Origin of the sequence: Ancylobacter terrae (genome assembly GCF_045108345.1) — a bacterium.
Classification (GTDB): Bacteria; Pseudomonadota; Alphaproteobacteria; order Rhizobiales; family Xanthobacteraceae; genus Ancylobacter.
In genome coordinates, this window is the sequence record NZ_JBJGXH010000004.1 from 382,569 (window position 1) to 395,286 (window position 12,718).

A 12,718-nucleotide genomic window follows, 5' to 3' on the forward strand; every position below is an offset into this window, starting at 1 on the left:
GTGGCCTTTATCACTTGAATAATCGAAAATGCTTCAATATTCGAACCAACTGGGGAATGTTGTTGCGGTCGCGACTCGCCATGGGGCGCAGATTCAGTAACGGGTGAACGGGGCAGGCAAGCGGATGAGCAGCGATGAACCCTCTTATGTTCTGGGCCACTCCGACCGCGAACTCGCCCGGCTCGAACGGCAGGCCGCTTTCTTTGCGGAGATGACACGGGACATCCTCCTGCGGGCCGGCCTCCGACCGGGCATGCGGGTGCTCGACGTGGGCTGCGGAGTGGGCGACGTCACCGCCATCGCCGCGGACATCGTCGGGCATGACGGCGAGGTGGTCGGCATCGATATCTCGCGTGAGGCGCTCGGGGTGGCGGAGGCGCGTATGAGGGCCAGCGGCCGCCGGCAGGCCCAGTTCCGCGAAACACCGCTCGAAGCCTTTGACGGCATTGATGGATTTGATGCCGTCATCGGACGCTTCATCCTGCTGCACATGGCCGATCCTGCCGCCGTTCTGGTTCGGCTGGCGCAGGAAGCGCGCGCGGGAGCCCGCATCGCGTTCATCGAGATGGACATGAGCACGGCCGCCGCCATTCCGCCCCTGCCGCTTCTGGCCACGCAGATCGGCCATATCATCGAGCTGTACCGCCGCGCCGGACGGCAGGCCGACATGGGCTCGCAGCTCTTCGCATCCTACAGGGCGGCGGGGCTGTCGCCCGATCTCGTCGCGTTAACCCGCGTGGCCAGCGGCCACGAACTGGCCGGCTTCGAATTCGTCACCGAATCGATCCGCAGCTTGCTACCTTTCATCACCCGGCTCGGCGTTGCCACCGCCGAGGAAATCGGGATCGACACGCTTTATGACCGGCTGGTGGCGGAAGCCGGCGCCCATGAGCACTGCATCTTCTACCCCCGGCTGGTCGGGGCATGGGCTGCAACCGGGACTGTCGTTGCGTAAGAATCACTCCATCGAAAACTCGCGCCTCGCCATCTGATCGACGCATTGCGGGAAGCGACGTCCTCCCGAATCGGCCCTAGACTCGCACAGGGGCGATTCGGGGGCTTTGGTGATCATGCGCATGTTGACGCTCGTTCGGCCGACCGCGGGGCTGCTGCTCGCGGCGAGCCTGGGTTCGACGGCCCATGCCGGGGCGTTTCTCATCCGCGACCAGAGCGCCGCCGGTTTCGGCATGGCGATCGCCGGCGTCGCCGCGGGCGACGTACTCTCCTACAGCTTCTGGAACCCAGCCGTGCTCGGCACGGTACGGGATTTCCAGGCGGAGAGCGTGGCGACGGGGATTTTCCCCTCCTTCGACATCTACCCGAGCGCCTTCACCAATGCGGTGCAGGACGCCTATGGCGGCACGTCGACCGCCTCGATCGATGTCGGTGAATGGGCGGTCGTCCCGGCGAGCTATGTCGCCTATCCCATCAATGATCGCATGACGATCGGCCTGTCGGTCAACGGCGCGTTCGGGCTCTCCACCAAGGCACCAGGCAACTGGGCCGGGCAGGTCTATTCACGCAACTCCGAGATCTTCTCGCTCAGCGCGACTCCGATGGCCTCCTACAAGATCAACGACATGATCACGGTCGGGGCCGGCATCCAGTTCGAGTATTTCAAGGCCCGGCTGACCCAGGCCATCGATATCGTCCCGGGTGCACCGGGTGCGATGCTGAAGGCCGACGATTTCGGCGTCGGCTTCACGGCAGGCGTCCAGATCAACCCGTGGCAGGGCACCACTTTCGGGCTCGGCTACCGCTCGTCCATCGGCCATGGGCTCGACGGCTCGCTCGTGGTCGACGGCACCAACATGTTCGCCCAGACCGACCTCGACACGCCCGACGTGCTCAGCTTCGGCGTGCGACAGGTGATCACCGACGACCTTCGCCTCAACGGCACGGTGGAGTGGGATCACTGGAGCCGGCTGCAAACGCTTCCCGTCACCGGGTCGGGCGACGTGCCGCTGACCGCGCTGCAGCTCGGCTACCGCGACGGCTGGCTGTATTCGGTGGGTGCGGAATATGATTACAGCGACGCGCTGACGCTGCGGGCGGGCCTCGGCTACGAGGTGGCGCCGCTTACCTCCGCCAATCGCGACACCCGCCTGCCGGAGACCAACCAGGTGATGTTCTCCGCCGGCTTCTCCTACAAATACAACGACCGCATCACGCTCGACGGCGCCTATCTCTACACGATGGGGCTCGGCAGCGGGCTGATCGACATCGGGCCGGATGATCCGCGCTATGTTGGCGTGCCGTTCCAGGCGACGTCGGATCTCGATGTCAGCATCCTGTCGGTCGGCCTCCGGATGAAGCTCGGGCAGCCCTGAGCGCAGCCGGACGACGGCAGCCCCAGCCGTCAAGGGCTCGGCAATGGCGGGATGACGACGCCACCGCGGAACCCCTGCCGTGTCCACTCATAGGCGGCCGTCCCGGTACGGAACTGTCCGAGGCGGGCTGAAGCGAGATCGAGAATGTTCACGATCACCGCCGCCCACATGAAGGTCAGCAGCGCGACCAGCAGGCGCATCGGTCGCCCCCTCAGGCCGAACTGGTAGCCGAGGCACGCCATGCTGAGCAGCGTCATGCCGACCAGAAGCCAGAACATCTGCGTCGGCAGGCGCAGCTGGAACGCGAAGCGCTCGGAGGTGCTGGCGTCGAAGGTCGCGTTGAGCGCACTCATCAGCTCCGCGACAACCGGATCGGGGCGCTCGCGTACGATCCCCGCCAAATGCCCCCACATCTGCGATTGGAGCGCGCCCGTCGTCTGGTTCAACCGGTTGATGACCGCGTCGTCCCGCCCCGCCTCGACGAAATCCGCCCGCACCGCAATATACTGCTCCAGCAGCCCGGCGATCGCCTCACCTCTCGGATCGCCGATCGCCTTCGCCCGCAGCCAGGCGGTTCCGATGGCGTTGGCCTCGGCGAGGCTGCCGGCCTGGCGTTCGCTGAAACGCGCATTGGCGAAGGAAAGGGTCAGCGCCAGCACGAAGGCGAGCAGCCCGAGCATCCCGCCCACCACCACGCCGACGGCCTCCGGCTGGGCCGCCGGATGTCCCCGCCGACGAGCGGCCAAGCGGAAGCCCGCCTCGTAACAGGCAAACTGCGCGACGAAGAACACACCGGTGAAGAGAACGACGCTGTACTCGGCGATGCTGATGAGAGCCGCAGTCATGACACGTCATCCATCCCTCGCGGCCGTCGCGCTCACCCGTCAGCCAGGCAGTGCGCACCCCAGCCCAGAATAACCCGGCGACCGGCCCACGGCGTCGGGAGAAACCCGATCGTCCGTCAGCCGGGCATGTCGAGGCTGTCGAGATGGGCACGGATATGCGCGGCCTCGGCTGGCGTGTTGGCGAGGCCGATCGCGGCCATGAAACCTTCCCGCGCCTCCCGCGGGCGGCCAAGCTGCATCAGTAGGGCACCACGCAGACCGTGATAGTGGAAATAGCCCGCCAACCGCTCGCCGAGCGGATCGATCATGGCAAGCGCCGCCTCCGGCCCGTGCAGCTTCATCACCGCGACCGCCCGGTTCAAGGTCACCACCGGGGAAGGCTGCATGATCTCCAGCGTGCCGTAGAGCAGGTCGATCTGCGCCCAGTCGGTCGCCTCGGGGGTGGAGGCGCGCGCGTGAAGGCCGGCAATGGCTGCCTGCACTTGATAGGGCCCCGGACGGCGATGGCGCATCGCCTTGTCGAGCAGAGCGAGCCCCTCGGCGATCATCGGTCCATTCCACAAGCGCCGATCCTGCCTGTCGAGCAAGACCACCGCGCCGTCGGCGTCGAAACGGGCCCCGGCACGGGCGTGCTGCAGCAGCATCAGGGCGGCAAGGCCCATGATCTCGGGCTCGGTGGGAAACAGGCGCAGCAGCAGGCGGACGAGGCGGATCGCCTCCTCGCAGAGCGGGGCACGCTCGACGGTGGTGTCGCCGGCGGCCGAATAACCTTCATTAAAGACGAGATAGATCATGGCCGCGACGGCGCCGAGCCGCTCCGCCCGCTCCACCGGGCCGGGCGCCTCGAAAGGCACGCCCGCCCGGGCGATCCGCGCCTTCGCCCGGGTGATGCGCTGCTCCATCGCCGCCTCGCCGACGAGAAAGGCGCGCGCGATGCGCTTCACCGAGAGTCCCGAGACGATGCGCAGGGCCAATGCGATCTGCTGGGTGCCCGGCAGATCGGGATGGCAGCAGATGAACATCAGCCGCAGCACGTCGTCGCGGTAATGCGCGCCATCCATGCGCTCGGCCAGCGCGGCTTCGGCGTCGTCGGTGTCGGACAGCACGTCTTCGGGCGGCAGTTCGGTCTGCTTCGCGCGGCGGCGAACCGCGTCGAGCGCGACATTGCGGCCGACGAAGACGAGCCACGCGGCCGGATCGCGTGGCGGACCGTTCTGTGGCCAGGTCCGCAGCGCACGCAGGCAGGCTTCCTGAAAGGCCTCCTCGGCCAGATCAAGATCGCGGAAATAACGCAGCAGCGCGGCCAGCGCCTGCGGGCGGGCGGCGGCGAGGCTCGTGCCGATCCAGTCCGCCCCCTCCATCACGGCCGCGCGCCGCCATCGTGTAACAGGCCGACCGGGCGGATCTCGTAGGAACCACCCGGATTGGCCTGCCCGAGTTCGCGGGCGATGCCGAGCGCCTCCTCAAGATCGGCGCAGTCGAGGAGGTAGAAACCGAGCAGTTGCTCCTTGGTCTCGGCGAAGGGGCCGTCGAGCACCAGCGGCGGGTCCTGATCCTTGCGCAGCGTCGTCGCCGCAGTGGTCGGCAGCAGCCGCGCCACCGGGCCGAGCTTGCCGGCCTTCACCAGCTTCTCCTGCACCACGGCGAGCTTGCGCATCACCGCCTCGTCCTCCTCCCGGGTCCAGGCGCAGACGATGTCTTCCTGATGGTAGCAGAGCAGCGCATAGAACATGCGGACCTTCCCGGTGATTGAACACTCATCCGCCGCTGATGGCGGTGATGACGAAGACGTCGGCGCCCGGCGGGAGCGGCGTCGACAGGCGGGCGCGCCGGCCCTCGACGAAGACGTTGATGTGCCGCCGGATCGCCGGCGTCTCGTCGCAGATGCGCGCTCCCATGCCCGGCCAAAGACGATCGAGCGCCTCGACCATCTCGGACACCGTCGTCGCCGTCACCGGCACCAGCCTTTCAGCGCCCGGAAACAGCGTGACGAGATGGGCCGGCAGCCGCACCCGCACCCGCGAATGCGCTGCCGCCCGGACATTGCGGGATTGCGCCTCCGAGCCGTCCATGACCCTCGCCTATCTCTCGATCACCAGCGTCTCGACCGAGGTGATGGTCGGCAGATGAGGCGCAAGGCAATCCCACGTCTCGCCCTCGTTGATGCTGCCATAGAGCGCGCCGGCGTTGGTGCCGAAATAGACGCCCGCCGGCTCCAGCCGGTCAGTCGCCATCGCCTGCCGGAGCACGTTGAAATAGGCGCCCTGCTGCGGCAGGCCCTCCCGCTTGTCCTGCCAGCTCCGCCCGCCGTCGCGGGTGCGCCAGACCGCGGTGCGGCCATCGGGCATGAAGCGCCCCTTGATGTCGCCATTGAGCGGGATAAGGAACAGCGTGTCCGGATCGCGCGGGTGCGCCGCGGCCGGGAAGCCGAAGGACGAGGGAAGGCCCGCCTCGATGCTCTCCCAGTGCCGTCCGCCATCGTCGGTCCGGTACATGCCGCAGTGATTCTGCTGGTAAAGGCGCCCGCCCCGACCCGGCGCCATCACCAGGCAGTGCACGCATTGGCCGAACTCGGGGTAGTTCTCGCCCTCGGGCAGGAAGTCGGCCCGAGTGCCGCGGTTGCGGGCTTCCCAGGTGGCGCCGCCATCCTCGGTGGCGAACACGCCTGCTGCCGAAATCCCCACCCAGATGCGGGACGGATCGGCGCTGTCAGGCACCAGCGAATGAAGGATCAGGCCCGCGCCGCCGGGATTCCATTCCGCCCGGCTGGGGTGCCGCTGCAACCCCTCGACATGGCTCCAGCTTTCTCCACCGTCCGTGCTGCGGAACAGCCCGGCCGGCTCGACGCCGGCATAGAGCACCCCGTCGGCGCCCATCGCCAGGCTCCACACCGCCTTCACCGGCTCATTGCCGGCCTCGTAAGCGAGGCCATGGCTCGAGTGAGTCCAGCTCCGGCCGAAATCGGTCGTTTTCCAGACCGCCGGGCCGAACCATTCGTTGCCGCCGCCGGCATAGATGGTGCCGGTCGCGGGATCGGCGACAACGTGGTTGGTCGGCCATGTCTCGCAGAACGGGCCGCGCAGCTCAAACGACTGCCGCGCGGCATCCCCCGCAAGAATGAAGGCGCCCTTGCGGGTACCGACCAAGATGAAGACCTGGCGTGTCATGGGCCGCTCCTCGCCTCACAGGGTTGGCGCCACGATCATCCACGGCACGCCGAACCGATCGGTCAGCGTGCCGAAGGCGGTCGCGAAGAAGGTCGGGCCGAGCGGCATGGTGACCTGCCCGCCCTCCGCCAGCGCGGCGAACTTCGTTTCGGCCTCGGCGGCCGAGCCGACGGAAAGCGCCAGGGACACACCGCTGAAGGCGCTGCCGTCGGACTGGCAACCGTCGGTCGCCATCAGTTCGGTCTCGCCGACCCGGAAGCTCGAATGCATGACCTTGTCGCCCCAATTGTCGGGGACCATGCCGGGCGGCGGCGGTTCGGGCGCCTCGCGAAACCGCATCAGCGCGGTGATTTCAGCACCGATCGCACGGGCGTAGAAGGCCAGCGCCTCCTCCGTCCGACCGTTGAGCATCAGATAGGCCTGCACATGCATGGTCTCGCTCCCCTGGCGGCGTTCCTCTGCCCGCGCGGCTACACGACAAGCCGGCGCGCTGGCCGAAGGACGAACGGGGCGGCGCTGTCCCGACACCCTCGCCAGATTTTTCCACGCCGGGTGAGCATCACACGCAGTTCAGCGCACCGTGACGGTCTTCACCACGTCCACATTCCCCCGAATGGCGTTCGAATAGGGACAGATGGCGTCGGCCCCGCGCACGAGTTCCTCGGCACGCGCCTGATCGATACCGGCGATGGTGATTGCCAGCGCCGCGTGCAGCACGAAGGCGGCGGCCTCGTTGCGGCTGAGGCCGATATCGGCCACCACGGTGACATCGCCATCGGCAAAGCGATGGCCGGACTGGCGCGCCACGCGCAACAGCGCATTCTCGAAGCAGGCCCCATAACCGCCGGCGAAAAGCTGTTCGGGATTGGTCGCTCCGCCCATACCGCCCAGTTCCCTGGGGATGGCGAGCTTGAGGTCGAGGACACCGTCCTCGCTGCGGATCGTACCCTTGCGCCCGCCGGTGGCGGTGACCCTTGTGGAATAGAGTATCGCCATGCTCGCCTCCCCGGATGAGCGCCAGCGCCGGAAAGCCGGCCGAACGCCCGCAGGCGACGGCGTCCCGACATCCGCGCCCAGCATTCCCGGCGCAGTCTGACTCATCTTCCGGCCGAGCGCACCTGCGGAAGAGGCCGCCGCCCGAGCCGGCCCGATCAGTCGCGATCGCGCCGTGGCTTCTTCCCGCGCGGGCCGCCGGGCGGCGGGCCGGCGCCATCACGCTTGCCCTGGAAGTCCTTCCGGGCACGCGCGGGCTGTTCTCCCTCACCCTTCCGCGCCTTGGCGTAGGGCGGGCGATCGGCAGAGGAACGGCCCGGAGAGGGTTCGCCGCCAGCGGACCGACCCTGAGGCTTCCCGGCGCGAGATGGCCCGCCCCTGCCCGCACCACTGAACGACTCGGCTGGCCTGGCGCCCGCCATCGGCTCGATCTCCACATCCGAGCCACCACCCTTGCGCAGCGCCTTGCGGAAACGGTCGGCCGCCGCTGCGCTCACCTCGAAGGTGGTCTCCTCGTCGAAGATCCGGATGGCGCCGATATCCCGGCGAGTCACGTTCCCGCGGCGGCAGATGAGGGGCAGCAGCCAGCGTGGATCGGCGTTCTGGCGTCGGCCGATGCCGAGCCGGAACCAGGCGCTGTCGCCGCCGGTTCCGCCCGCGTTGAACGCGGTGCGGTCGCTCCGCTCGCGCGGGCCGCGCGGCTCGCCGGGATCCTGCACCTCTTCGGGAGCCGGAAGCGCGGCGCGATACAGGCGTGCCAGCGCCGCGGCGAGATGTTCCGGCGAATGCGCGGCGAGCAGCGCACCCGCGGCCGCCAGATCGTCCTCGCCCGGCGGCTCGGTCAGCAGCGGATCGACCAACATTCGCTCGTGGTCGAGCTTGCGGATTTCCTCCGCCGTCGGCGGGCCCGACCATTCCGCGCTGACGCCGAGACCAGCAAGAAGGTCCTGCGCCCGGCGGCGGCGGAAGGGCGGCACGAGCAGAACGCTGGTGCCCTTGCGGCCGGCGCGGCCGGTACGGCCGCTGCGGTGCTGGAGGCTTTCGGCATCGTTCGGCAGTTCGGCATGAATGACGAGGCCGAGGCTCGGCAGGTCGATCCCGCGGGCGGCGACATCGGTCGCGACGCAGACCCGCGCGCGCCCGTCGCGCAGCGCCTGAAGCGCGATATTGCGTTCGTTCTGGCTGAGCTCGCCGGAGAGGGCGACGGCCGCGAACTGGCGCTCCTGCAGCGTCACGTGCATGTGACGTACGGCCTCGCGGGTGTTGCAGAAGACGATAGCGCTCGGCGCATCGTAGAAGCGCAGCAGATTGACGACGACGTGCTCGGCCTCGGTCGGGGCGATGCGGATGGCGCGATACTCGATGTCGGCATGACCGCCCTCGCCGCTGGCGACGTCGATGCGCAGCGCGTCGTTCTGGTAGCGCCGCGCCAGCGCGCTGATGCCCCGCGGCAGCGTGGCCGAGAAGAGCAGGCTGCGCCGCTGCGGCGGCGTGGCGTCGAGGATGAACTCGAGATCCTCGCGGAAACCGAGATCGAGCATCTCGTCCGCTTCGTCCAGCACGGCGACCCGCAGCGCGGAAATGTCGAGCCGGCCACGCTCGAGATGATCGCGCAGGCGTCCCGGCGTACCGACGACGATGTGCGCGCCATTGGCGAGCAGGCGCTGCTCCTGGCGCGGGTCCATGCCACCGACGCAGGAAACGATGCGCGCGCCCGTCGCTTCGTACAGCCACACGAATTCCCGCTGGACCTGAAGCGCCAGTTCGCGCGTCGGGGCCACGACAAGGCCCAGCGGCGTCCCGGCGGGCCCGAGCCGCTCGTCGGTGCCGAGCAGCGTCTCGGCCATGGCGAGGCCGTAGGCGACCGTCTTGCCCGACCCGGTCTGCGCGGAAACGAGCAGGTCGCGTCCCGCCGCCTCCGGCGCCAGAACGGCGAGTTGCACCGGCGTCGGAGTGGTGTAGTCGCGTTGCGCGAGGGCGCGCGCGAGCGCCGGATTGGTGGTGAGGAAGGGCACGGCTGGTTCCGCCTATGTCTTGGCGTCAGGCCTCATGGGTCAGCCGGCCGCCGGGCTCGATTCATGCACTGCACGCGATCGCGCCGGCGGACCGGTGCGAGGCACTTCGTTGTGGGCTGATCATACGGCATCCATGCCGCGGGCTCGACGGCACCGACGCTCATCAAACCGACCACCACCTGCACGAGGATCGCTGCGGTTCGTGCCGGCGGCGCCGCTGCGTCATACAGCCGGCGTCAGAGCCCCGCCGCCTTCCGCAGTGCCGCGTTGATACGATCCTGCCAGCCGGGGCCGTCCTGCTGAAAATGGTCAAGCACGTCGCGGTCGAGGCGCAGCGAAACCGTTTCCTTCGCATTCGGCAGCGATGGCGGTTTGACCGGCACGATCTCCTCGCGCGGTTTCGTAGTCGCGCTCTTGAAGGCCGCCTCCGCGGCGTCCCGAGCCGATCCTGTGAAACGTCGCGTGGGCGGCCGGCTCATGGCGGTGACCTGCGCTACCGGCCGGTACGGGCCTTGCGCGCCGCATAGCGCGCATCCCGCTTCGCCTTGGCTGCTTCCTGGCTCGCGCGTTCGGCTTCCTGCCGATCGGCCAACTGACGGGCCTCGGCCTCGGCGCGGGCTATTGCCTCCGCGGCCTCGGCTTCCTTGCGGGCGATCTGGCGCGCGGCGCGCGCCTCTTCGATGGCCTTGCGCTCGGCGGCGCGGGCGAGGACGGCGGGGTCGTCGGCGGCCGGGCGCGTCGCCAGCTTGGCGACCAAGCGCGCACGGGCGTCAGCTGCCGCTTTCTGGCGGTCCTTGAACGTGTCGATGTTCTTCATGCCCGCGATTTAACGGATGACGCGCCCGCGCGCAATCGGGCCCGCGCATCGTCTGGAGCCTGATCCGCGACGTCTCCCGCGCCGTATCCCTCCCGCAAACAGCGGAGGAACCGATGAAGCGGAGTCTGTTCAAGGCCGGCCTCGTCGCAGTCGTCACGTTCGCGAGTTATCCGGCAGCGGCCGGCGACTTCGTCCTTGAGCGATTCTTCGCCGGACGGACGGTCGCCCAAGGCACGTTCTCCGCCATTAACGGCGTGAACCGCGCGTTCACAGTCGATCTGTCCGGGCGGTGGAATGGCCGCACCCTGACCCTGGTCGAGGATTTCCGCTTCGCCGACGGCGAGAAAGACCGCAAGATCTGGCGCTTCGAGAAACTTGCGCCGGGCCGCTACCGGGGAACGCGCGAGGATGTGCGCGGTGACACGATCGTCTCGGTCAAGGGGGACACGGCGACGTTCAGCTATGTCGTCGATCTCGACCCGGGGGCGCGCGAGAATCTGGTGCGCTTCCACGACACCATGACCCACCGCACCGACGGCACGGTGCTCAACGTCGCGCGAGTAACAAAGTTCGGCTTCCCGGTCGCCACGACCCGTGTCGAATTTCACCGCCGCTGATGCTTTGACGGATGGATGCTTCCCACAGGAGGAGATGTTCATGCCTTCCCACGGAACGACGTTTCTGACGGCTGTTGCGAGCCTTGTTGTCCTCGCCGGCTCCGCCGCCGCCGAGCCCCTGACCGGTGAGCGGATCAAGGAACGTATCGGCGGCGAGCGGGTCAATCTGAGTACACCCTACGGCCTGTCCCTGCCGCTGCACTATCGCGATGACGGGGTGGTCGTCGGCGACATTTCGGGCTTCTCGATCGGCAGCATGCTGGCGCCGCGCGAGCAGGGCCGCTGGTGGGTCTCGGGCGACAAGCTCTGCCAGCGATGGCCCAGCTGGTACGAAGGGCGCACCCACTGCTTCTCGATCACCTCGCTTGGCCCGCGGAAGATCGCCTGGACCCGCGACGACGGTCTTTCGGGCACCGCCGTGATGGGTCGGTAGCAAACAGGATCACGAAGCGGCACCGATTCTCAGTCCCCTTGCCGTGCCCCGCGCGACACAGCCACCATTCGATGGCGCGAACGCCCATCGTTTGAGTTCGGCGCAGGATGCAGTTGGCTAAAACTGGTCCACGGATATGAGGGGCGCATTTACCACCCCTTCAACACGCGCAGGGTGCCGCCGTCGGCCCCGTTGATGGCGCGTGGCTGAACGGCCCGGGACGTTGATGGAGCCATCCTGACACATCGCCAGGGCCGCCCGAACGCCACAAACACAAGGGTTCACAGGGTGGCGCGGGGGCGGCGGCACCCGCCCTTCCGCCAATGCCGGCCGACCCCTCGATGCCGGGATCTCCCACCCCCGTGCCGCGCGGGTGTTCGCGACGGGGACGCCCGGTCCCGGGCACCGCTTGCCGGCGTGCTGCCGAAGCGTCACAGTGCCGGCGTGCGCCCGATTCTGACCGGCGTGCGAGCGCCTGAGGACATGGCGCAGCCGGCGGGGGTCGGATCATCGGCCCCTTGATCCGCATGAGGGTGGCATGACCAGCGCCGGCGTCACGTCTGCACCCTCGGACGACGACCTTGTCCTCGACGAAGCTGATGTGCGGGCCGTGGTCCGGCTGCTCGGCGACGTCATCGTTTCGCGGCAGGACCTCGCCGGCGTGAAGCGGCAGTTGATGACCGGCATCTGCGCCCTCATCAACGCCGATGCCTGGACGTGGAGCCTCGGCTGCCGGGCCGAGCCCGGCCAGCAGCCGGTCTATCTCGGCATCGCCTATGGTGGCTTCGACGAGGCGCGTTACGCCCGGCTGCTGCTCGCGGCATCACATCCCGACATGGCCTGGACCTCGGAAAAGCTGCTGACGGAGATGCGGCGGCGAAATGCCCACGTCACTCGGCTGCGCCAGCACATTGTCGACGAGGCCACTTTCGTCGCGTCCGGCGTCGACAGGCACCTGCGTGAGGCCGATGTCGGCCCCTTCGTCTTCTCGCTACGCCCGATCGACGAGCGCGCGGTCAGCACCATCAGCGTGTTTCGCCGCAAGGACAGTGCGCCCTTCACGGAACGGGAGGCGCGCATCGCCCATGTCCTGCTCAGCGAACTGCCCTGGCTGCACGAGGCGGGATGGCCCCTGGACCGCGGCGCCAGCGTGCCACGCCTGTCGCCGCGGCTGCGTCTCGTGCTCAACCTGCTGCTCGACGGCCGCTCCCGCAAGGAGATGGCAAGCAGCCTGTCGCTCTCCGAATACACCATCGCGCAGTATCAGCAGGCCGTTTACCAGCATTTCGGCGTCCACTCCCACGCCACGCTGCTGAAGCGTTTCCGGATGGGTGATGGCGGTGACCGCCATTCCGAAGACGCCCACGTGCCGGCAACCGCGGCGGAGACCCGGCCGGGTTCTATCCCTCATTTGTGGGAATAGGAGCGACTCCGGCGCGGCTGTTATACGGTTATTCACCTACTATTCTGCCACTCTGGCTCAGCAATTCACCCGAAGATG

Annotated in this window: 15 protein-coding genes; 5 read left to right on the plus strand and 10 right to left on the minus strand. The window is 68.2% G+C overall.

The genetic code is table 11. From position 1 onward, the window contains the following. The first annotated feature begins 124 nt into the window (after window positions 1–124). Window positions 125–955, plus strand: coding sequence for a class I SAM-dependent methyltransferase (locus tag ACEUEL_RS20345; protein WP_405709429.1), 831 nt, complete (start codon window positions 125–127; stop codon window positions 953–955). Window positions 956–1,076: 121 nt separating this feature from the next. Next, window positions 1,077–2,330: an OmpP1/FadL family transporter gene (locus ACEUEL_RS20350; protein ID WP_405709432.1), complete on the plus strand. Its 1,254-nt coding sequence runs from the start codon at window positions 1,077–1,079 to the stop codon at window positions 2,328–2,330. Window positions 2,331–2,359: 29 nt separating this feature from the next. Here the strand turns inward: ACEUEL_RS20350 and ACEUEL_RS20355 are convergent, their stop codons facing one another. The 10 genes from ACEUEL_RS20355 to ACEUEL_RS20400 all read right to left on the minus strand — a co-directional run bounded on the left by ACEUEL_RS20355 (window position 2,360) and on the right by ACEUEL_RS20400 (window position 10,167). Beyond that, entirely contained in the window at window positions 2,360–3,175 is an 816-nt protein-coding gene (locus ACEUEL_RS20355; RefSeq protein ID WP_405709434.1) for a bestrophin-like domain, read from the minus strand. A 116-nt stretch (window positions 3,176–3,291) separates the two neighbouring features. Beyond that, on the minus strand, window positions 3,292–4,536 hold the full coding sequence (locus tag ACEUEL_RS20360; protein ID WP_405709568.1) for an RNA polymerase sigma factor: 1,245 nt from the start codon (window positions 4,534–4,536) through the stop codon (window positions 3,292–3,294). Continuing rightward, window positions 4,536–4,907 carry a YciI family protein gene (locus ACEUEL_RS20365; RefSeq protein ID WP_405709437.1) on the minus strand — a complete coding sequence of 124 codons (372 nt, stop codon included), beginning with the start codon at window positions 4,905–4,907 and terminating at the stop codon, window positions 4,536–4,538. Before ACEUEL_RS20365 ends, ACEUEL_RS20360 begins: the two co-directional genes overlap by 1 nt. 25 nt (window positions 4,908–4,932) lie before the next feature. Continuing rightward, window positions 4,933–5,247 (minus strand): MoaD/ThiS family protein, encoded by a 315-nt coding sequence (locus tag ACEUEL_RS20370; protein ID WP_405709439.1) that lies wholly within the window; start codon window positions 5,245–5,247, stop codon window positions 4,933–4,935. A 9-nt stretch (window positions 5,248–5,256) separates the two neighbouring features. Then, window positions 5,257–6,342 (minus strand): WD40/YVTN/BNR-like repeat-containing protein, encoded by a 1,086-nt coding sequence (locus ACEUEL_RS20375; protein WP_405709442.1) that lies wholly within the window; start codon window positions 6,340–6,342, stop codon window positions 5,257–5,259. 15 nt (window positions 6,343–6,357) lie between these two features. After that, the gene (locus tag ACEUEL_RS20380; protein ID WP_405709445.1) at window positions 6,358–6,774 is read right to left on the minus strand and encodes a VOC family protein; all 417 of its coding nucleotides are present in this window, start codon (window positions 6,772–6,774) and stop codon (window positions 6,358–6,360) included. A 138-nt stretch (window positions 6,775–6,912) separates the two neighbouring features. Continuing rightward, a complete protein-coding gene (locus ACEUEL_RS20385; protein WP_405709447.1) occupies window positions 6,913–7,338 on the minus strand; it encodes an organic hydroperoxide resistance protein in 426 nt (141 codons plus the stop codon). 155 nt (window positions 7,339–7,493) lie between these two features. Further along, window positions 7,494–9,350 carry a DEAD/DEAH box helicase gene (locus ACEUEL_RS20390; protein WP_405709450.1) on the minus strand — a complete coding sequence of 619 codons (1,857 nt, stop codon included), beginning with the start codon at window positions 9,348–9,350 and terminating at the stop codon, window positions 7,494–7,496. 236 nt (window positions 9,351–9,586) lie between these two features. Continuing rightward, window positions 9,587–9,829 (minus strand): BrnA antitoxin family protein, encoded by a 243-nt coding sequence (locus ACEUEL_RS20395; RefSeq protein ID WP_405709452.1) that lies wholly within the window; start codon window positions 9,827–9,829, stop codon window positions 9,587–9,589. A 14-nt stretch (window positions 9,830–9,843) separates the two neighbouring features. Beyond that, window positions 9,844–10,167: a DUF6481 family protein gene (locus tag ACEUEL_RS20400; RefSeq protein WP_405709455.1), complete on the minus strand. Its 324-nt coding sequence runs from the start codon at window positions 10,165–10,167 to the stop codon at window positions 9,844–9,846. Between the two features lie 113 nt (window positions 10,168–10,280). On the opposite strand from ACEUEL_RS20400, the gene ACEUEL_RS20405 reads away from it, so the two are divergent. The 3 genes from ACEUEL_RS20405 to ACEUEL_RS20415 all read left to right on the plus strand — a co-directional run bounded on the left by ACEUEL_RS20405 (window position 10,281) and on the right by ACEUEL_RS20415 (window position 12,640). After that, window positions 10,281–10,784, plus strand: coding sequence for a DUF3833 family protein (locus ACEUEL_RS20405; RefSeq protein ID WP_405709458.1), 504 nt, complete (start codon window positions 10,281–10,283; stop codon window positions 10,782–10,784). A 40-nt stretch (window positions 10,785–10,824) separates the two neighbouring features. Further along, entirely contained in the window at window positions 10,825–11,217 is a 393-nt protein-coding gene (locus ACEUEL_RS20410) for a hypothetical protein (RefSeq protein ID WP_405709461.1), read from the plus strand. 538 nt (window positions 11,218–11,755) lie between these two features. Then, the gene (locus ACEUEL_RS20415) at window positions 11,756–12,640 is read left to right on the plus strand and encodes a helix-turn-helix transcriptional regulator (RefSeq protein WP_405709464.1); all 885 of its coding nucleotides are present in this window, start codon (window positions 11,756–11,758) and stop codon (window positions 12,638–12,640) included. The last annotated feature ends 78 nt before the right edge of the window (window positions 12,641–12,718 follow it).